Source organism: Caballeronia sp. LZ008, from assembly GCF_031451435.1.
GTDB lineage: Bacteria > Pseudomonadota > Gammaproteobacteria > Burkholderiales > Burkholderiaceae > Caballeronia > Caballeronia zhejiangensis.
This window is the reverse complement of the sequence record NZ_JARUXK010000002.1, coordinates 197,461-215,981: the sequence shown is the minus strand read 5'-3', so window position 1 is coordinate 215,981 and position 18,521 is coordinate 197,461. Positions and strand designations below refer to the sequence as shown.

The following is an 18,521-nucleotide window of genomic DNA, read 5'->3' as shown; positions in this document are numbered from 1 at the left end:
GATGAAGGCTTCGGGCGTAAAGCGCGCGATCGTGTCCGGCGCGCTCGTCGTGTTCGGCGCGAATGCAGCAGCGACGGATCTGGCGTCGCCATCGGCGTGCATGGATTCGTGGCCGCGCTGGGACGCCTTCAAACGCGACTTCATTTCGAAGGAAGGCCGCGTGATCGACGTCGGTTCCGCCGACGAGCGCACGGTCTCCGAAGGCCAGTCCTACGCGCTTTTCTTCGCACTCGTCGCGAACGACCGCGCGAGCTTCGACACGATTCTCCACTGGACCGAAGACCGGCTCGCGCGGGGCGATCTCACGTCGCGGCTGCCCGCGTGGCTCTGGGGCCGCGACGACGCCGGCACGTTGCGCGTGCTCGACGGCAACGCGGCGTCCGATGCGGACTTGTGGATCGCCTACGCGCTCCTCGAAGCGGGCCGCGCGTGGGGCGAGCGCAGCTACACGGCGCGCGGCGCATCGCTTGCGAAGCGCGTGCTCGACGAGGAAACGGCCACGCTGCCCGGCCTCGGCCTCACGCTCTTGCCCGGACCTCTGGGTTTTCATCCGTCAGCCGATACGTGGCGCGTCAATCCGAGCTACGCGCCGCTGCAGGTGATTCGCGGCATCGGCGCGAGCCTGCCCGATGACGCGCGCTGGACGCGGCTCGCGGCATCGAGCGCACGCATGCTGATCGACACCGCGCCGCAGGGCTTTGCGCCGGATTGGGCGCTGTATCGCGCGAACCGGGGTTTCGAGCCCGACGAAGAGACGCACGCCGAAAGCGCCTATAACGCGATCCGCGTGTATCTGTGGGCGGGCATGCTCGCATCCGACGATGAAGCGCGCGCGCGCCTCCTCGCGCATTTCGCGCCGTTCGCCGCGTATATCGACGCGCACGGCGCGCCGCCCGAGCGCATCGACACGCGCGACGGCAAGCCCGGCCCGAACGACGGCAACGCGGGTTTCTCCGCCGCCGCCGTGCCGTTTCTCGACGCCATCGGACGCCCCGAACTCGCGGATGCGCAAGCGGCGCGCGCGGCGGGGGCATCGGCGCCGGGGTACTACACGAGCGTGCTGACGCTCTTCGGCCTCGGCTGGCGCGAGGGCCGCTATCGATTCGCGGGCGACGGAACGTTGCGCACGGCGGCATCGGCATGCGGAGCGGCGAAATGAAGCGCGCGCCCCGGACGAAGGCGACGTTGCTGCGCGCGGCGCTGATGTCGGCGAGCGTCGTGTGCGCGACGCAGACGCATGCCAGCGAGGCATCGACGGACGCGCTCGCCGAGCGTCTTTACGGCACCGCGCGCGCGTGGGCCAACAAGCATCGCGACGATCTCGCGTTGCAGGCGATCGACAAGGCGCTGCTCATCGCGCCGGACGATCCGCGTCTGAACGCCGAGCTCGTGCGTATCCAGTTGCGGCTCGGCCAGGCGCAAAAGGCGCAGGCCACGCTCGCGCGCATGAAAACGCGCGCGCCCAATGCGGCGCTCACGCAGCAAGTCGACGACGAATATCGCGTCGCGGTCAGCGGCCGTCAGGAAATGGCGGCGATCCGCCTGCTCGCACGCAGCGGCCAGTCGGACGAGGCCGCGCGCCGCGTGAGCGCACTCTTTGCGCACGGCGCGCCGTCGGGCCCGCTCGGCGCGGAGTACTACCAGATCATCGCCGCGACGCCCGCGCGACGTGCCGAAGCGCTCGCGGCCTTGCACCGGCGCATCGCGGACGATCCCGCCGACGTCGATTCCGCGCTCGTCCTCGCGCGTCTGCTCAACAGCAGCGACGCGACCCGCGCCGAAGCGAACCGCATCGCATGGAATCTCGCCACGCGCACCGACACCGACCGCAACACCGCGCTCGACGTCTGGCGTCACGTACTGCAATCGGCGGGCGCGGACACGGCATATCGGCAGGCGCTGCGCGCGTACCTCGAACTCGTGCCCGACGACACCGAGTTCAAGGATCGCGCCGATCTGCTCGACGCGCGCATCGAAGCGCAGCGCAAGCTCGAACGCGATCCCGATTACATCGCCCGGCAGCGCGGTCTGGCGGCGCTCGCTCGCGGCGACCTGAACGCAGCCGCGCCGTTGCTCGCGCGCGCGGCGGCCGCCCGTCCGGACGACGCGGAAGCCGTCGGCGGATTCGGTTTGCTGCGCATGCGCGAAGGCAATCGCGACGAAGCGCGCGCGCTGTTCGAACGCGCGGCGTCGCTCGCGCCGGACAACCGTGCGAAGTGGCTGGGCCTCGCGCGCACGGCGCGCTTCTGGGGCACGCTCGCGCACGGCCGCGACGCCGCGAACGCAGGCAAGCCGAAGGACGCCGAACGCTACGCGCGCGAGGCGCTCGCCATCGAGCCGGATAGCGCCGATGCCAAGCTGCTTCTCGCCGATGCGCTGCTCGCACAAGGCGACTGGCGCGCCGCCGAACCGATGCTGCGCGCGCAGCTTGCGGACCGCGAGCCGAGCCTGTCGGCGCTGAAGAGCACGCGTGCGCTGCTCGAATCGACCGGACGCGCCGATGAAGTCGAGCCGCTCATCGCCGCGTTGCAAAGCCGTTTCACCGCCGCCGACGATCGCCAAAGCCTGATCGCGATGCGCGCCGATATGGTCGCGAACGAGGCGCAGCAACTCGCCGCGCGCGGCCAGAACGGGCCGGCGGCGCAGAAATACGAGGCGTCGTTGCGCATCGAGCCGGATCAGCCGTGGACGCGCTTCGCGCTTGCGCGGCTGTATCGGGATATCGGTTTGCCGCAGCTCGGCCGCGCCGTGATGGACGACGGCCTCGCGCGCTCGCCGAACGCCGCGCCGATGGCTTACGCCGCCGCGCTGTATCGCAATTCGATGGACGATCTGGCGGGCGCGCGCGCCGCGCTCGATGCCGTGCCGCAAGCCGATCGCACCGACGCCATGCGCGCGCTCGCCCGCAATCTCGACGCGCAACAGTCGCTCGCCGATGCCCGCGCCGCCTTCGCGCGCAACGACGCCGACGCTGCCGCCGCCGCGCTCGATCGCGCGCAAGCGCTGGCCGCGGACGATCCCAACCTGCTCGCGTCGATCGGTGCGCTGTATATCGATCGAGGCGACGCGGAGCGCGGCCTCGCGCTGCTGCGCGACTGGATGGCCGCGCATCCCGAAGAAACCGATGCTGACGTGCGCCTGCGCTACGGCGATCTGCTCGGCGGCGCGCGTCGCGAAGATGCGCTGTCGCAGACGCTCGCGCAAGTGCGCGCGGAGCCGAAGCTCACGCCGCGTCAGCAAGAGCGTCTGGAGGATCAGGCGTTGCGCAGCGTGCTGCGTCAGACCGACGATGCCATCGACGCCGCCGATTACGCGCGTGCGCGCCGTCTGCTCGATACCGTGAGCGACGCAGGCAAGCGCGACAAGCGCTACGCGTTCGAGCTCGCCGATCTCGCGCGCGCGCAGGGCGATTACGACAGCGCACGCGCCGCGCTCGCGCCGATGCTCGCGGCATCGCCCGACGATCCCGAAACGCAGCTCATGCTCGCGCGCGTGCTCGGCGACAGCGGCGGCATCGGCGCGCGCAAGGAAGCGCTCGCGATCGTCCGCCGCGTCGCGGATGCCGCGCCGCCCGACGACATCGACACGCGCCTCTCTGCCGCGCGCCGTTTCGCCGCGCTGCGCCGTCCGCTCGATGCGCAGGCGCTGACGCAGCCGCTACGCGTCGCCTTTCCCGAACGCGCGGACGTCACCGTGCAGGCGGGACGCGTCGCGGAAGACCTCGGCGAGTACGAGCAGGCGGCGTCGCTGTATCGGCTGTCGATGGAGCAGGAACGCGCGTCGGGCATCGCGCCGGCGTTCAGCGTGCCGGCCGGCTCGGCACGCGCGACCCCCGCAACGTCCGCCACGCCCGCGCGATCCGCACTCGACGATCTCGATCAGCGCCGCAATCCCGAAGTCGAAACGGCGTGGATACCGGCGTACAAGTCCGGCGATGCGGGCGTGTCGCAGTATCACGCGCAGCAGGTGCCGCTGTACGTGCAGATTCCGTATCGCTACGACGGGCATTTCTTCGTGCACGCGGACGCCGTGCATCTCGACGCGGGCACGCTCGACGTGAGCGGACTCACCGATCAGGCCGGCGCTTCGGCGCCGAGCCTGCCGTACACCATTCAGACCTTCGGCACGAACGCGGGCTTCTACGACGGCACGGCGGCGTCGGCGAACGCGCTGCGCCAATATCTGACGAACTCGCCCGTCACGACCGGCGATCTGCATCAGCACGCGAACGGTCTCGGCGGCGGCTTCGGCTATCTGTCCGATGCGTGGCGCGTCGATCTCGGCTCGACGCCGATCGGCTTTCCGGTGCATTACCTCGTCGGCGGCGCGCGCTACAGGTTCGATGCAGGTCCGGCGAGCCTGTCGATAGCGGCGTCGCGGCGTGCGGTCACGAGCAGCGAGCTGTCCTACGCCGGTCTCACCGATCCGCTCACGCACGTCGTCTGGGGCGGCGTGCGGCGCGACGGCATCGACCTGCATGTGAGCGTCGATGTCGGCAGGACGAACGTATTCGCCGATATCGGCGTGGCCGAGCTGAGCGGGCGCAACGTCGCGAGCAATCAGGAATTCACGCTGCGCACGGGCTTCACCGTGCCGGTGTATCGGCGCGCGACGATGCGCGTGCAGACGGGCCTCGTCGGCAATGCCTGGCATTACACCGACAACCTGCGCTACTACACGTTCGGGCAGGGCGGCTATTACAGCCCGCAGCGCTATCTGTCGCTCGGCGTGCCGATCGAATGGATGGGCAAGCGCAACGGCTTCACCTGGGACATCGCGGCGACGGCGGGCGTCTCGAATTCGTACGAGAAGAACTCGCCGTATTTCCCGAACGGCCTGCCGGCGGTAGCGGGACTCTCGCCGGTCGATACGAGCAGCCTGATTTATCCCGGCGGCTCGACGCGTGGCGTGAGCTTTTCGTACGGACTCGGGGCGACGGTCGAATATCGGCTGAATCCGCAACTGGCGCTGGGCGCGCGCGTGTCCATCGACCATTCGCACGACTATGCGCCGAGCGCCGGGATGATCTACGCGCGTTTCGCGTTCTCGCCGCGCAAGGACGATTACCGCATCAGCCCGCAGCCGGTGCGGCTGTATTCGAGTTATTGAGGAACGGATTGCCGTGAACGACGAATCGAACCGATCCAGTGGCGCGACGAGCCTCATCGCCGCGTTTGCGCGCTTCGTGCGCGCGCGCGTCGCGGGCCGCGATGCCGCGCCGGGCCGCATCGGCGTCGATGCGCTTCCCGACGATCTCGCCGTGCTCGCGCCGGGCGCGCTCTACGCGGTGCACGTCGCGCCGCGTTCGCCCGAATGCGATGCGCTCATCTGGGCCACGGCGCGGGCCGCGAACACGCGCCATGTGAGCGTCGTGCTCGCGCGCGAGCGTGCGGAAGCGGCGGCGCGTGCGCGCGAACTGGGCTTTTCGGGCGCGGCGGCGCAAGGCTGGCCGCGCCGACTGAACGTGCTCGCGATGCCGAACGAAGCCGCATCCGCCGATGCCGATTCTGAACCGCCCGCTCTCGCGCTCGCGCGCCTTTACGGCGGCCTGCGCGCGCTCAAGCGCTTTGGCTTTCGCGCGAACGCGCTGTATATCGTCGAAGGCGCGGAGCGCTGGTTCTCGTGGCGCGATCCGGCGGCGCTCGCGCGCGAAGGACGGCTGTTGTCGAGCTGGTGCGAGACGCGCGGCATCACGATGATCCTGCTGCTCGGCGACGCCGCCAGCGATGACGATTTGGGCATCGACGAAACTCAGGCTTCGGCAAGCCGCAGCGAACTGAACGGCGCGTGCGCGGGCGTTGCGCGCGTGCGGCGCTCGCACGGCGAACTGCTGTGGCAAGTCGATTTCTGGCGCGCGGGCCGCGCGCTCGCCACCGGCGACGTGCACGCGTTGCGCTTCAACGAAGCCGGCCGCCTGAGCATCGCCGCGCCCGAGCGCGCGGGCGATGCGCGCCGCGATGCGCGTCTCGCGCCGGACGAAGCGCGCGTCGTCGTGAGCCGCGCGGTCGTCGGCGACGAGGCTTGGGTGCCGCGCGACTGGGAAGTGCTCGCGGACCGCGATGCCGTCGTCGCCGCCTGCGATGGCGCGCGCGGCGCGACCGTGGTGCTCGCGCATCGCAACGGCGCGCAGCTCGAAGCGCTGTGCGCCGCCGTGCACACGCTGCGCCGCCGCTGCGGACGCGCGCTCAAAATCGCCGTGGTCGAACGCGGCGAAGTGCTGCGTCATCAATATGAATTGCTGATGCTGAGCCTCGGCGCGAATCTCGTCGTCGGGCGCGACGTGCCGTTCTCGCGCCTCGAATCGCTGTTGCAGTCGCTGCAAGGCCAGCTCTACACGCGTCCGCTTTTGTCCGATTACCGCACGGCGCTCGCCGCGTCGCTCGCCGATGCCGCGCTCGGCTATCAGAACGTGGCGGCGTTCTGCGCGCAGACGCAAGGCGCGCTCGCACGCGGCGCGGTGCTGCGTCTGCCGCATGTGCTCGTGAAGCTGACGCTGCCGCCTGCGCTCGCTCACGTCGATGCGCTCGCGTGGTGCCGTCCGCGCCGCGCGGGCGATGTCTTCACGGCGGACGCGTCGCATCTGTACGTGTTCCTGTTCGGCTGTCGTCTCGCCGATGCCGACGCCGCGCTCGCGCGCATCTTCACCGTGCCGGTGGAGCGCGTGGCGAAGGACGTCACGTATCTGTCGGACGACGGCATCGGCGCGCAATTGCAGGCGCTCGAAGCGGAGAACCGGCGCGCGCCGTCGGCGGATTACAGCGATCTGTTCGCCGCGACCGCGCCCGTCATCGCGATGGAAGACAAGGCGGATGCGGCTACGGAAAGCGAATCCGTGCGCCGCTCGCGCGCCGAACTCGACGCGCTCGACGCCGTGCTGAACCAAGAAGCGCGCAGGAACGCGACCGACGAAGGTCCGTTGCATCCGCCCGCGCGCCGCGCCGTGCGTGCGCATATGCCGCTCGCCGAACCGGGAAACTGAAACGATGGACACCTTGCTCATTTCGATGCTGATCGGCGTGCTGGCCGGCGTGCCCGCGTGGATCGTCTGGCAGCGCGCGGGCGCGCGGCGCGGTCTCGTGGCCGCGCGTGGTTTCGATCCGCGCGACGCGGTGCCGTGCCGCATCGAGCCGGTCGTGCTCAACGCGCGTCTCGTCCCCGATGTCGATGCCGCGCCGAAGGACGCCTCCCGCCCATGAAAACCATCGCGCTCATTTCGACGGCGGGCGGCGCGGGCCGCACGACGCTCGCCGCATCGCTCGCGACGCTGCTCGCCCGGCGCGGCCGCGCCGTGGTCGCGCTCGACTTCGATCCGCAGAACATGCTCGGCGCGTATCTCGGGCTGGACGCGTTCGCGGCGGAAGGCATCGGCGGCGCGCTCGCCGATCCGTCGCGCAAGTGGCACGAATCGACCTGGCGCAACGAGGACGGCGTGCTGTTCGTGCCGCACGGCGGTCTCACGCCCGCGCGATCCGCCGCGTGCGAAGCGCGTCTTTGCGAGCATCCGCGATGGCTCGAACGCACGATCGGCGAGATCGGCTTGCCGGAGACCGGCGTCGTGCTGATCGATACGCCGCGCTATCCGTGCTCGCATGCGGATCACGCCGCGCGCGCCGCCGATCTCGTGCTCGCCGTGTGCCCGCCTGAGCCGGCTGCGTGCGCGACGCTCGTCGCGCGTTTGCCCGCGCTGCGGGAATCGTGCGCGGATGTGCGTCTCGTCGTGAATCGCCTGAATCCCGCCCGCGCGATGCAGCGCGACGCGCTCGCGATGCTGCGCGCCGCGACCGGGAACATGCCGCTCGCGCAACGCATTCATCTGGAAGCGTCGATGCCCGAGGCGTTTTCGCGCGGCGCGTGGATTGTCGACGAAGCGCCGCATCTGCAGACGTCGCACGATCTGCACGGTCTCGCGCAGCACGTCGATGCGTGGCTGCCCGCGCTCGCCGCGAGCGAGACGGCATGAAGCGCGAACCAGGCTCCCGCTCGAACCGCGCGATCGGCTGGATCGCGCGCGGGCTCGGCGTGCCCGACACGCGCTCGGCGTTCGACTGGTGCGTGCGTCTCTTCTTCAAGCCGCCGCGCGCGGGCAAGCGCGACATCGCGCGGGACATGCTGCGCGCGTTCGTGCTCGCGTGGGCGCGCGAGTGGGGCGTCATCGACGTGCGCAATCCTTGGGCGTGGCTGCTGCGCGCGTTCGTGCGCCCGCCGCGCGAAAACGCGAAGCCGCTCGCCGCGTATGCGCGGGCCGCGCTCGGCCTGATCGAACGCGCGCTCACGCCGCTCGCTCTCGCGCTGATGTGGATGAAGCGCCGCATCGATGCCGCCATCGACGGACTGCCGTGGGCGCGCTTCGGCGCGCGGCTCGAAGGCGGCGCGAATGTCATCGGCAAGAAGCGCTGGATGCTGCCCGCGCTCGTCGTGATCGGCGGATTGCTGTGGGCGGTCGTCGGCACGTCGCCGCTCGCGTCGGGAAGCCAGTTCGTGTTCTTCGCCGTGCTGATGATCGCGGCGCTCGTCATCCGCCGCATTCCGGGGCGCATGCCGGTGCTGATTCTCGCGTCGCTCGCGCTGCTCGTCACCGCGCGCTACGTCTGGTGGCGCACGACCGAGACGCTCGACTTCCGCACGCCCGGCGAGGCGATCGTCGGCTACGCGCTCTTCGGCGCGGAAGCCTATACGTGGATGATCCTGCTGTTCGGCTTCGTGCAGACCGCGTGGCCGCTCGAACGCGCCGTGTCGAAGCTGCCCGACGATCCCGCCGACTGGCCGAGCGTCGATGTCTTCATTCCGACCTACAACGAGCCGCTGTCGGTCGTGAAGCCGACGCTTTTCGCCGCGCAAGGCATCGACTGGCCGCGCGACAAGCTCAATATCTGGCTGCTCGACGACGGCCATCGTCCGGAGTTCGAGGCGCTCGCGCGGGCGGCGGGCATCGGCTACATCACGCGCGACGACAATCAGCACGCGAAGGCGGGCAACATCAATCGCGCGCTCGCGAAGACGCACGGCGAATACATCGCCATTTTCGATTGCGATCACGTCCCCACGCGCTCCTTCCTGCAAGCGACGATGGGCACCTTCTTCGCCGATCCGAAATGCGCGCTCGTGCAGACGCCGCATCACTTCTTCTCGCCCGATCCGTTCGAGCGCAATCTCGACACGTTCCGCCGCGTGCCGAACGAAGGCAATCTGTTTTACGGGCTCGTGCAGGCGGGCAACGATCTCTGGAACGCGACGTTCTTCTGCGGCTCGTGCGCGGTCATCAAGCGCGCGCCGCTGGAAGAGGTCGGCGGCATCGCGGTCGAAACCGTGACCGAAGACGCGCACACGGCGCTCAAGCTGCATCGGCGCGGCTATACGACGGCGTATCTGCCGACGGTGCAGGCCGCCGGTCTCGCCACCGAAAGCCTCGCGAGCCACATCAAGCAGCGCACGCGCTGGGCGCGCGGCATGGCGCAGATTTTCCGCATCGACAATCCGTTTTTCGGGCGCGGGCTGAACTTCTTTCAGCGCCTGTGCTACGGCAACGCGATGCTGCACTTCTTCTACGGCATTCCGCGCCTCGTGTTCCTCACCATGCCGATGTGGTACCTCTTCTTCCAGATGTACTTCATCAACGCGGCGGCGACGACCATCGCGGGTTTCGTGCTGCCGTACATCGTCATCGCGAACATCGCGAACTCGCGGATGCAGGGCAAGTTCCGGCATTCGTTCTGGGCCGAAGTCTATGAGTCGGTGCTCGCGTGGTATATCGCGCTGCCGACGACCATCGCGTTCTTCAGCCCGAAGCATGGCAAGTTCAACGTGACGGACAAGGGCGGGCGCATCGACGAGACGTATATCGACTGGGCGATGAGCAAGCCGTATCTCGTGCTGCTCGGCCTGAACGCGCTCGCGATGTCCGTCGGCATCGTGAAGCTGATCGCCGGCGCGGGCGACGAAGACGCGACCATCCTGATGAACGTGTTCTGGACGCTCTACAACCTCGTGATGCTCGGCGCGGCGGTGAGCGTCGCGCGCGAGGCGAAGCAGGTGCGCGTCACGCATCGCATCGCGATGAACATGCCCGCGACGCTCGTGCTCAACGACGGCAGCAGCATCGCGTGCAGCACGAGCGATTACTCGACGGGCGGGCTCGGGCTCGTCGTCGGCGAAGGATTGCTCTCGCTCGAAACCGGCGACACGCTCGGCGTCGTCGTGAGCCGCGGCGAGCGGCAGTTTCACTTTCCGGTGCGCGTGACGCGCCTTTCCGGCACGCATCTGGGCGTGCGCTTCGATTCGCTCACGCTCGAAGACGAGCGCCGTCTCGTGCAATGCACGTTCGGCCGCGCGGATGCGTGGATCGAATGGGACGAGCGCACCGAAGACGACGCGCCGCTCAAGGGCCTGAAGGAAGTGCTGCTGATGGGCTTCGAAGGCTATGCGCGGCTGTTCGGCGGAGCGCGCCGCGCGCTGCTCGACAAGCTCGCGCTCGATGGCCGCCGCTACTGACGAGAAGAACGAAGATGACCTTCTGGAACCTGTATTTCATCATCAAGATCGCGCTCTTTTCGACGGGGCATCTGAAGCCGATATGGCTCGCGAACATCGCGTTCGCGGTGGCGCTCGCCGCGAGCTCGCCGCTGCGCTCGCGCATCTGGCGGGCGGTGCGGTTCGTCGCCGGGCTCGGCATCGGTTTGCCGCTGATGTATCGCGAGGCGAACGTGCCGCCGTTCGGCCGCATCGTCGAGGAATTCGGCAATCTCACGACCTTCAGCTTCGGCTACTGGCTCGAGTTGCTGCCGCGCTTTCTTCCGCCGATGCTGCTCGCCGTCGCGCTCGGTCTGCTCGTCGCGTATCTCGTCGTCAATCGCTGGCTGCGCGTCGCGACCTTCGTGATGATCGCGCTCGTCGCGCTGCCGGTGTGGCAGGGCGCGAATGCGGTGCTCGCGCGCATCGAGGCGAAGCCGCAGGGCAATGCCGTTGCCGCAACTAACCGTCAATCCGCGGACCCCCTGGATTACAACGCGACGCTCGCGGCATTCAGGGCGAAGGAGTCGCAGCGACAGGTGAGCTTCGGTCATCGGTCGAGCGATCCGAAAGAGCAGTTCGACGTGATCGTGCTGCACATCTGCTCGCTGTCGTGGGACGACCTCGATGTATCGAAGGAGCGCAATCATCCGTTCCTGTCGCACTTCGACTATCTGTTCACGAACTTCAGCACGGCGGCGAGCTACAGCGGCCCGGCGGCGATTCGCGTGCTGCGCGCGTCGTGCGGACAGGAAGCGCACGCCGATCTGTACAAGGACGCGCCCGCGCAGTGTCATCTGATGGCCGATCTTGCGCAGGCCGGCTACACGCCGCAGGTCACGTTCAATCACGACGGCCACTTCGACAACTTCACGCAGCTCGTGAAGGAGAACATCGGCGTGCCGAACGTGCCTTTCGTGCCGAACACGGCCGCGCCCGTCGCGATGCACGCGTTCGACGGCTCGCCGATCATGGACGATTACGGCACGCTCGCGAACTGGTACGCAGAGCGCGCGCGGGAGCCGGGACCGGTCGCGCTGTACTACAACACGATCAGCCTGCACGACGGCAACCGCCTGCCGAACAACAAGATGACGAGCCTCGAGTCGTATCCGCTGCGCGTGGCGAAGCTGATGAGCGATTTCGACAAGTTCGCCGATCTGATCCAGCAATCGGGGCGGCGCGCGGTGATCGTGTTCGTGCCCGAGCACGGCGCGGCGCTGCGCGGCGACGCCAATCAGGTCGCGGGCCTGCGCGAGATTCCGACGCCGAGCGTGATCCACGGGCCGGTGGGCGTGCGGCTCGTCGGCTTCACGGGCAATCACGGCGCGACGACCGTCATCGATCAGCCGACCGGGCATCTCGCCATCGCGCAATTGCTGTCGAACCTCGTGTCGAACAGTCCGTTCAAGGCGGGCGTCACGCTGTCGCAATACGCGGCCAATCTGCCGCAGACGCCGATGATCGGCGAGAACGAAGGCACCGTCACGATGAAGACCGCGACGGGCTATGTCGTGAAGACGCCGGACGGCGTATGGGTGGATCAGAAATGAACACGCTGAACAAGGAAGCGCGCGACCGGCATGATGTCGTCGCGCTTGCGGAGCGCGTCGCCGGTCTCGACGCCGCGCGCTATTTCGATGCCGAAGCCGACGAGGAATTGCGCGCGGCGGTGACGCGCTGGCCGGTGCTCGCGCGGCTGATGGCGCTCGCGCCCGTCAGCGCCGACGACGATCAGCGCGCGATGAGCGGTTGCGCGACGGCGCCGTCATCGGCGTGATCGCGCGGGCGTCGATGGGCCGGAATCGCTCGTGTCGTACAGACGTTCCGGAATGAACAACGTGCCGATGCCGCTCGGAATGAACACCGCGCCGACGAGCAGAAAGCTCACGCCGAACGAGAACTGCGTCGCGATATGGCCGAGCGCGACAGGCGACGGCCCTCGCAGCACGAATGAAGCGCGTTCGGACTATTTCGCCGCCGTCTCCTGCACTTGCGCATCCTTGCGCCAGCCGCCGCCCAGCGCCGTGTAGAGCGTCACCATGTTGGTCTGTTGCGCGGCGCGGTCGGTCACGAGCTGGGTCTGCGCGCTGAACAGCGTGCGCTGCGCCGTGAGCAAAGTGAGGAAGCTGTCCAGGCCGCCGCGATAGCGCGCATTGGCGATGTCGTAGTACTGCTGCGCGGCATCGACATACTGAAGGTCCGCGACGGTCTGATCGACATACGTGGCGCGCGCCGCGAGCGCGTTCGACACCTCCTTGAAGGCGGTCTGGATCGTGCCTTCGTACGCCGCGACGTAGATGTTCTTCGAGATCGTCGCGGAGTCGAGCGAGGCGCGCAGACTGCCGAACTGGAAGATCGGCACGCTGATCGACGGCTCGAACGCCCACGCGCCCGAACCCGCCTTGAAGAGCGACGACAGCCCGTTGCTCGCGACGCCGCCCGTCGCGGTCAGCGAGACGGTCGGGAAGAACGCCGCGCGCGCCGCACCGATATACGCGTTCGCGGACTTCAACGCATGTTCCGCCTCGATGATGTCGGGCCGCTCCGTCAAGAGCGTCGAAGGCAGGCCCTCGGGCACCGCGGCGAACAGCGGTTCGTCGGGCAAGGCGCGATCGTCGGGGAAGCCGTCGGGCAACGGGCAGCCGATCACCGCGATCAGGTTGTTGCGATCCTGCTCCACCGCGCGCCGATACGCGGCGAGATTCGCCATTGCGCTCGTCAGCGATGTGCGCGCGGACTGCACGTCTTCCATCGAGCCGCTGCCGAGATTGGCCGCGCGCAGCGTCGTCTCGTAGGTGTCGCGATACGAAGCCACCGTGCGTTCCGTCACGTCGAGCAGGGCGCGATCCGCGAGCCATGTCAGATAGTCGCCCGCCGTGGTCGAGATGAGGCTGATCTGCGTGCTGCGGCGCGCCGCGTCCGTCGACAGATACTGCTCCAGCGCCTGATCCTTCAGGCTGCGGATGCGGCCGAAGAAGTCGATTTCCCACGCGCTCGTGCCGAGTTCGAGGCTGGTGGATTTCGTCGTCACGCCCGACTGGTGCGACGCACTATGCGTGCCCGTCGCCGTGATCGACGGCCCCAGTTCGGCGCGCACGATCCGATACTCCGCCTCGTATTGCGCGACCTTCAGCGCTGCTTGCCGCAAGTCGCGGTTGTTCGTCAGCGCAAGCTCGATCAACTGACGCAGATACGGATCCCGCACGAACGAGCGCCAGTCGGACAGCAGCTCGGCAGCCGATGCCTGTTGTTGCGCGCTCGTCGATTCGTACTGCGGATAGGACGCGGGCATCGGTGCGGCGGGCCGCTCGTAGTGAGGCTCGAGCGTGCACGCGCCGAGCGCGAAAACCGTCAGCGTCGCCGCGACGATGCGGCAGACAGCGAAGCGCTTATTCATGAGCGGCTCCTTCCTTCTTCCTGTTTCCGAAGCCCCGAATCAGCACGAAAAATACTGGCACGAAGACGATGGCGAGCAGCGTCGCGGCAATCACGCCGCCAAGCACGCCGTTGCCGAGACTCTCGCGGCTCGATGCGCCCGCGCCGCTCGCGAACGCCATCGGCAGCACGCCGAAGCCGAAGGCGAGCGAGGTCATCACGATGGGCCGCAAGCGCAGATGCGCCGCTTCGATCGCCGCCTGACGCACGCTGTGACCGCGCTCGTGCAGGGACTTCGCGTACTCGACGATCAGGATCGCGTTCTTGGTCGCGAGTCCGATGGTCGTCAGCAAGCCGACCTTGAAATAGATGTCGTCGGTGAAGCCGCGCAGATGCGCCGCGACCAGTGCCCCGACGATGCCGAGCGGCACGACGAGGATCACCGAGAACGGCACGGACCAGCTTTCGTACAGACCCGCGAGACAGAGGAACACGACGATCAGCGAAAGCGCATAGAGATACGTCGCCTGCGAGCCCGCGAGCTTCTCCTGATACGACTGGCCGGTCCACTCCATCGCAATGCCTTGCGGCAACTGCGCGACGAGCGCTTCGATCGCGTTCATCGTGTCGCCGCTGCTGACGCCTTGCGGGCTTTGCGCGGTCATCTCCATCGAAAGGCTGCGGTTGTAGCGTTCGACTTGCGGAGAACCGGTCGTCCAGTGGCCCGAGGCGAACGACGAGAACGGCACCATCTTGCCGTCGTAGCTGGTCGTGCTCGTCGTCGTATTGCTCGATGTCACGAACCATTTGCCGATATCGGCGGGCATCATGCGGTATTGCGGCAGCGCCTGAACATAGACCTTCTGGATGCGCCCCGTGTCCACGTAATTGTTCACGTAGGTCGAGCCAAACGCGGTCTGCAGCGTGTCGTTGATATTGGAAGCGCTGACGCCGAGCGCCGACGCCTTCAGGTAATCGATATCCACGGCGTACTGCGGCACGTCGGCCATGCCGGCGGGACGCATACCGGTGATCTTCGGATCCTTCGCGGCAAGAGCCAAGAGCTTGTTTCTCGCGGCGACAAGCTGATCGTGACCCAGACCGGCCATGTCCTTCAGTTCGAAATCGACACCGCTGTAACTGCCGAGACCTTGCACGGCGGGCGGATTCATCACGAAGACCTGTCCGGCGCGCAAGCTGCGAAAGTGCGCGTTCGCGGCGCCGACGATCTCCGCCGCGGACTGGCCTTTGCCCTTGCGATCCCTCCAGTCCTTGAGCTTGACCATCGCCATCGCCATGTTCTGTCCGCTGCCCGACACGCTGAAGCCATCGAGCATGACGACGTTCTCCACTTCGGGAAGCGCCGTGAAATACGACTCGACCTGCTTCTCCACGACGTTCGCCTGCACGCTCGAGCTGCCCGCGGGCAGATTGACGATGGTCATCAGCGTGCCCTGATCCTCATCCGGCAGGAACGACGATGGAAGCTGCCAGTACAGCAGCGCGGCCACGCCGCAGATCGCGGCATACGCGGCCATCCAGCGCAGCGGGCGCGCAACGAGGCGCGTCACTACACGCTCGTAACGGCGCGTGCCGCCTTCGAATGTGCGCTCGAACCACGCGAAGAAGCCGCGCCGCTGATGTTGCGGATCGACCGGGCGCAGCAGCGTCGCGCACAGCGCGGGCGTGAGCGTCAGCGCGAGCAGCACGGAGAGCACCATCGCCGATGTGATCGTGAGCGAGAACTGACGATAGATCTCGCCCGTCGAGCCCGACATGAACGCCATCGGAATGAACACGGCCGTCAGCACGGCGGTGACGCCGATCAATGCGCCGCCGATCTCGCCCATCGCCTTGATGGTGGCATCGAGCGGCGACAGGCCTTCGCTCAGCAACCGCTCGACGTTCTCGACCACGACGATCGCGTCATCGACCAGAAGACCGATGGCCAGCACCAGCGCGAACAGCGACAGCACGTTGATGGTGAAGCCGACCGCGGCGATCAGCGCGAACGTGCCGAGCAGCGCGACCGGCACGACGATGGTCGGAATGAGCGTCGCGCGCAGGTTGCCGAGGAACAGGTACATCACGAGGAACACGAGCACGACGGCTTCGAAGAGTGTCGTGATGACCTCGGAGATGGACGCGGATACGAAAGGCGTCGTGTCGTGCGGAACGCTCAGTTGCACGCCGCCCGGCATCTGCTTCTGCAACACCGCGAGTTGCGCGCGCACGGCCTTCGCGACCGACAGCGCGTTCGCGCCGCTTGCGAGCATGATGCCCATCGCGGCGGCGGGCTTGCCGTTCAGACGCGACGTCATGTCGTAGGAGTCGCCGCCGACTTCGACCGTGCCGACATCCTTCAGATACACGCGCGAGCCGTCCTGATTGACGCGCAGGAGAATGTTGGCGAACTCGTCCGAAGTCTTGAGAAAGCCGCGCGTCACGATGGTCGCGTTGATGGCTTGCGTCTTCGTCTGCGGTGCGCCGCCGATCTGCCCGACGGAAAGCTGCGCGTTCTGACTGTCGATGGCGGTCGTGACATCGCTCGGCATCAGGCCGACGCTGCGCAGCTTGACGGGATCGAGCCACACGCGCATCGAGTGCTGCGCGCTGAAGAGCGTCACTTGCCCGACGCCGCTGATTTGCGTGAGCGGATCCTGCACCCGCGTCGCGAGCAGATTGCCGAGATCGACGGTGTTCATGCGGCCGTCCGTGGACGTGACCGATACGACCATCAGGATGTTGCCCGCGGTCTTGCTGACCTGAATGCCCTGTTGCTGAACGGCGCTCGGCAGCGATGCGTTCGCTTCCTGCACCTTGTTCTGCACCTGCATCGCGGCGACGTCCGCGTTGGTGCCCGACTTGAATGTCAGCGTGATGGTCGCCGTGCCCGCCGAGCTGCTCGTCGACGACATGTACATCAGATTGTCGATGCCCGTCATGTCCTGCTCGATCACCTGCGTGACCGTGGTGGCGAGCGTATCGGCGGATGCGCCCGGATAGGTCGCGGTGATGCGGATCGACGGCGGCGCGACGTTCGGATATTGCTCGACGGACAGCGTGCGGATCGAGAGCGCGCCGATCAGCATCACGACGATGGCGATGACCCATGCGAGCACGGGCCGGTGAATGAAGAAACGGGAGAGCATCGTGCGTCAGTCTCCCTTGGCGAGCTGCGCTTGCGCATCGCGTTCGACGGGCGAGACCTTCATGCCCGCGCTCACCACCTGCAGATTGTCGGTGGCGATGCGCTCGCCCGCGCGCAGGCCGCGCGTCACGATCCAGTCGTTGCCGTGCGCCGTATCGGCGGTGACGGTGCGGCTTTCGACGACGTTCTGCGCGTTCACGACGAGCACGGTCGAGGTGCCGCCCGCGCCGCGATTCACGAGCGTTTGCGGCACGAGAATCGCGTCCTGCTCGCCTTCGTCGAGTTGCGCCTGCACGAACATGCCCGGCAGAAGCTGATGCTCCGGGTTGGGAATCGATGCCCGCAGCGTGATCGAGCCGGTGGTCTGATCGACGGTGACATCGGAGAAGAGCAGCGTGCCGGTATGCGCGTAGGTCGCGCCGTCTTCGGTCTGCACCGTGACCTTGCTCGTGCCGGGCTTCAGCGCGCCGGACGCGATGGCCTTCGAGAGCCGCAGCGCTTCAGTGCTGGAACGCGTGACGTCGAGGTAGAGCGTGTCCATCGACTGGATGGTCGTGAGCGCCGTCGATTGTCCCGACGTGACGAGCGCGCCGACCGTCACCGCCGACTTGCCGATCTTGCCGCTGATCGGCGCGACGATGCGCGTGCGCGCCAGATTCACGCGCGCGGTTTCGAGCGAGCCGCGATCCGTGACGATATCGGCGCGTGCCTCGTCGGCCGCGGCGGCGTAGTTCTCCACGTCCTGCGCGCTCACGCTCTTGATCTTGAAGAGTTCCTGATAGCGCTTCGCCGTGACGTCGGCGGCCTTCGACGTGGCGATCGCCTTTTGCAGCGTGCCGAGCGCGGTGTCGTACGCGGCCTGGTAGCTCGCGGCATCGAGTTGATAAAGCGGCTGGCCGGCCTTGACCGTCGAGCCTTCGACGAAAAGCCGCTTGGTCACGATGCCATCGACTTGCGGGCGCACGTCGGCGACTTCGACCGACGAGAGGCGTCCGGACAGATCGTCCACGATGTCGATGCGCTGCGCCTTCAGCGTCATCACGCTGACTTCGGGCGCATTCGCCGCGGGTGGCGCGCCGGCGGCGGCGGATTTCTCGCCGCACGCGCACAGCGCGAAGGCGGCGGCCGCGACGAGCGCGAGCATTCGCGCGAGCGGGGCATGGGCAAACGGCGGGGCAAAAGCGTATTCGTTGTCTGGCATGTCGGAAGTGGAAGGGCTGGCGTCGCGCGGGAGTTCATCGCTTGATCGGGGAATGCGATTCCCGCCGCCGTGCATCGGACGAGCCGAAGGGCGGTTCACAACGTGACGAGAGGATGTCGCGACGCGGATTGCAGGCGTCGATCAGGAGAGACAGCGCGAAGTATTGCCGAGGGCCCAACGATAATCGCAGCGCGCGCCGAAATCAACTAAGTCTTTGATTTATATCGACATTCACATAATGTGTCTGAATTGACACGATTCGGCGACGCGCTCGCGACGGAGAAT

Annotated in this window: 12 protein-coding genes; 8 read left to right on the top strand and 4 right to left on the bottom strand. The window is 67.5% G+C overall.

Annotation, left to right across the window (positions count from 1 at the left end; genetic code table 11):
- Position 1 precedes the first annotated feature (1 nt).
- The 8 genes from bcsZ to QCE49_RS15305 are packed head-to-tail and all read left to right on the top strand — an operon-like array spanning position 2 to position 12,286.
- Complete coding sequence (bcsZ, locus tag QCE49_RS15340; RefSeq protein ID WP_034473656.1) at positions 2 to 1,159, top strand: cellulose synthase complex periplasmic endoglucanase BcsZ; 1,158 nt, start codon at positions 2 to 4, stop codon at positions 1,157 to 1,159.
- Positions 1,141 to 5,109, top strand: a complete 3,969-nt coding sequence (locus QCE49_RS15335) for a cellulose synthase subunit BcsC-related outer membrane protein (protein ID WP_409017229.1) — start codon at positions 1,141 to 1,143, stop codon at positions 5,107 to 5,109. The genes bcsZ and QCE49_RS15335 overlap by 19 nt, the downstream gene beginning before the upstream one ends.
- A 13-nt stretch (positions 5,110 to 5,122) precedes the next feature.
- Positions 5,123 to 6,979: a cellulose biosynthesis protein BcsE gene (gene bcsE / locus QCE49_RS15330; RefSeq protein WP_239295266.1), complete on the top strand. Its 1,857-nt coding sequence runs from the start codon at positions 5,123 to 5,125 to the stop codon at positions 6,977 to 6,979.
- A 4-nt stretch (positions 6,980 to 6,983) separates the two neighbouring features.
- Positions 6,984 to 7,196 (top strand): hypothetical protein, encoded by a 213-nt coding sequence (locus QCE49_RS15325; protein ID WP_175982192.1) that lies wholly within the window; start codon positions 6,984 to 6,986, stop codon positions 7,194 to 7,196.
- Positions 7,193 to 7,960 (top strand): cellulose biosynthesis protein BcsQ, encoded by a 768-nt coding sequence (bcsQ, locus tag QCE49_RS15320; protein ID WP_250459621.1) that lies wholly within the window; start codon positions 7,193 to 7,195, stop codon positions 7,958 to 7,960. The genes QCE49_RS15325 and bcsQ overlap by 4 nt, the downstream gene beginning before the upstream one ends.
- The gene (gene bcsA, locus QCE49_RS15315) at positions 7,957 to 10,488 is read left to right on the top strand and encodes a UDP-forming cellulose synthase catalytic subunit (protein WP_250459619.1); all 2,532 of its coding nucleotides are present in this window, start codon (positions 7,957 to 7,959) and stop codon (positions 10,486 to 10,488) included. The genes bcsQ and bcsA overlap by 4 nt, the downstream gene beginning before the upstream one ends.
- 14 nt (positions 10,489 to 10,502) lie before the next feature.
- Positions 10,503 to 12,059 (top strand): cellulose biosynthesis protein BcsG, encoded by a 1,557-nt coding sequence (gene bcsG, locus QCE49_RS15310; protein WP_250459617.1) that lies wholly within the window; start codon positions 10,503 to 10,505, stop codon positions 12,057 to 12,059.
- Positions 12,056 to 12,286, top strand: coding sequence for a hypothetical protein (locus QCE49_RS15305; protein ID WP_008345789.1), 231 nt, complete (start codon positions 12,056 to 12,058; stop codon positions 12,284 to 12,286). The genes bcsG and QCE49_RS15305 overlap by 4 nt, the downstream gene beginning before the upstream one ends.
- Here the strand turns inward: QCE49_RS15305 and QCE49_RS15300 are convergent.
- Genes QCE49_RS15300 through QCE49_RS15285 form a run of 4 tightly spaced genes read right to left on the bottom strand, consistent with a single transcriptional unit; the run spans position 12,275 to position 18,179 of the window.
- Positions 12,275 to 12,457 carry a hypothetical protein gene (locus QCE49_RS15300; protein ID WP_250437835.1) on the bottom strand — a complete coding sequence of 61 codons (183 nt, stop codon included), beginning with the start codon at positions 12,455 to 12,457 and terminating at the stop codon, positions 12,275 to 12,277. The genes QCE49_RS15305 and QCE49_RS15300 overlap by 12 nt on opposite strands.
- Before the next feature lie 18 nt (positions 12,458 to 12,475).
- Positions 12,476 to 13,906 (bottom strand): efflux transporter outer membrane subunit, encoded by a 1,431-nt coding sequence (locus tag QCE49_RS15295; protein ID WP_250459614.1) that lies wholly within the window; start codon positions 13,904 to 13,906, stop codon positions 12,476 to 12,478.
- On the bottom strand, positions 13,899 to 17,036 hold the full coding sequence (locus tag QCE49_RS15290) for an efflux RND transporter permease subunit (protein WP_250482070.1): 3,138 nt from the start codon (positions 17,034 to 17,036) through the stop codon (positions 13,899 to 13,901). The genes QCE49_RS15295 and QCE49_RS15290 overlap by 8 nt, the downstream gene beginning before the upstream one ends.
- 6 nt (positions 17,037 to 17,042) lie before the next feature.
- On the bottom strand, positions 17,043 to 18,179 hold the full coding sequence (locus QCE49_RS15285; protein WP_250459612.1) for an efflux RND transporter periplasmic adaptor subunit: 1,137 nt from the start codon (positions 18,177 to 18,179) through the stop codon (positions 17,043 to 17,045).
- Positions 18,180 to 18,521 lie beyond the last annotated feature (342 nt).

What these genes read in the sequence shown, in the direction of transcription:
- QCE49_RS15295 (WP_250459614.1), bottom strand. Translation starts at nt 13,906, where the DNA reads ATGAATAAGCGCTTCGCTGTCTGCCGCATCGTCGCGGCGACGCTGACG.
- QCE49_RS15305 (WP_008345789.1), top strand. Translation starts at nt 12,056, where the DNA reads ATGAACACGCTGAACAAGGAAGCGCGCGACCGGCATGATGTCGTCGCG.
- QCE49_RS15325 (WP_175982192.1), top strand. Translation starts at nt 6,984, where the DNA reads ATGGACACCTTGCTCATTTCGATGCTGATCGGCGTGCTGGCCGGCGTG.
- QCE49_RS15335 (WP_409017229.1), top strand. Translation starts at nt 1,141, where the DNA reads ATGCGGAGCGGCGAAATGAAGCGCGCGCCCCGGACGAAGGCGACGTTG.
- bcsZ (WP_034473656.1), top strand. Translation starts at nt 2, where the DNA reads ATGAAGGCTTCGGGCGTAAAGCGCGCGATCGTGTCCGGCGCGCTCGTC.
- bcsQ (WP_250459621.1), top strand. Translation starts at nt 7,193, where the DNA reads ATGAAAACCATCGCGCTCATTTCGACGGCGGGCGGCGCGGGCCGCACG.
- QCE49_RS15285 (WP_250459612.1), bottom strand. Translation starts at nt 18,179, where the DNA reads ATGCTCGCGCTCGTCGCGGCCGCCGCCTTCGCGCTGTGCGCGTGCGGC.
- bcsA (WP_250459619.1), top strand. Translation starts at nt 7,957, where the DNA reads ATGAAGCGCGAACCAGGCTCCCGCTCGAACCGCGCGATCGGCTGGATC.
- QCE49_RS15290 (WP_250482070.1), bottom strand. Translation starts at nt 17,036, where the DNA reads ATGCTCTCCCGTTTCTTCATTCACCGGCCCGTGCTCGCATGGGTCATC.
- bcsG (WP_250459617.1), top strand. Translation starts at nt 10,503, where the DNA reads ATGACCTTCTGGAACCTGTATTTCATCATCAAGATCGCGCTCTTTTCG.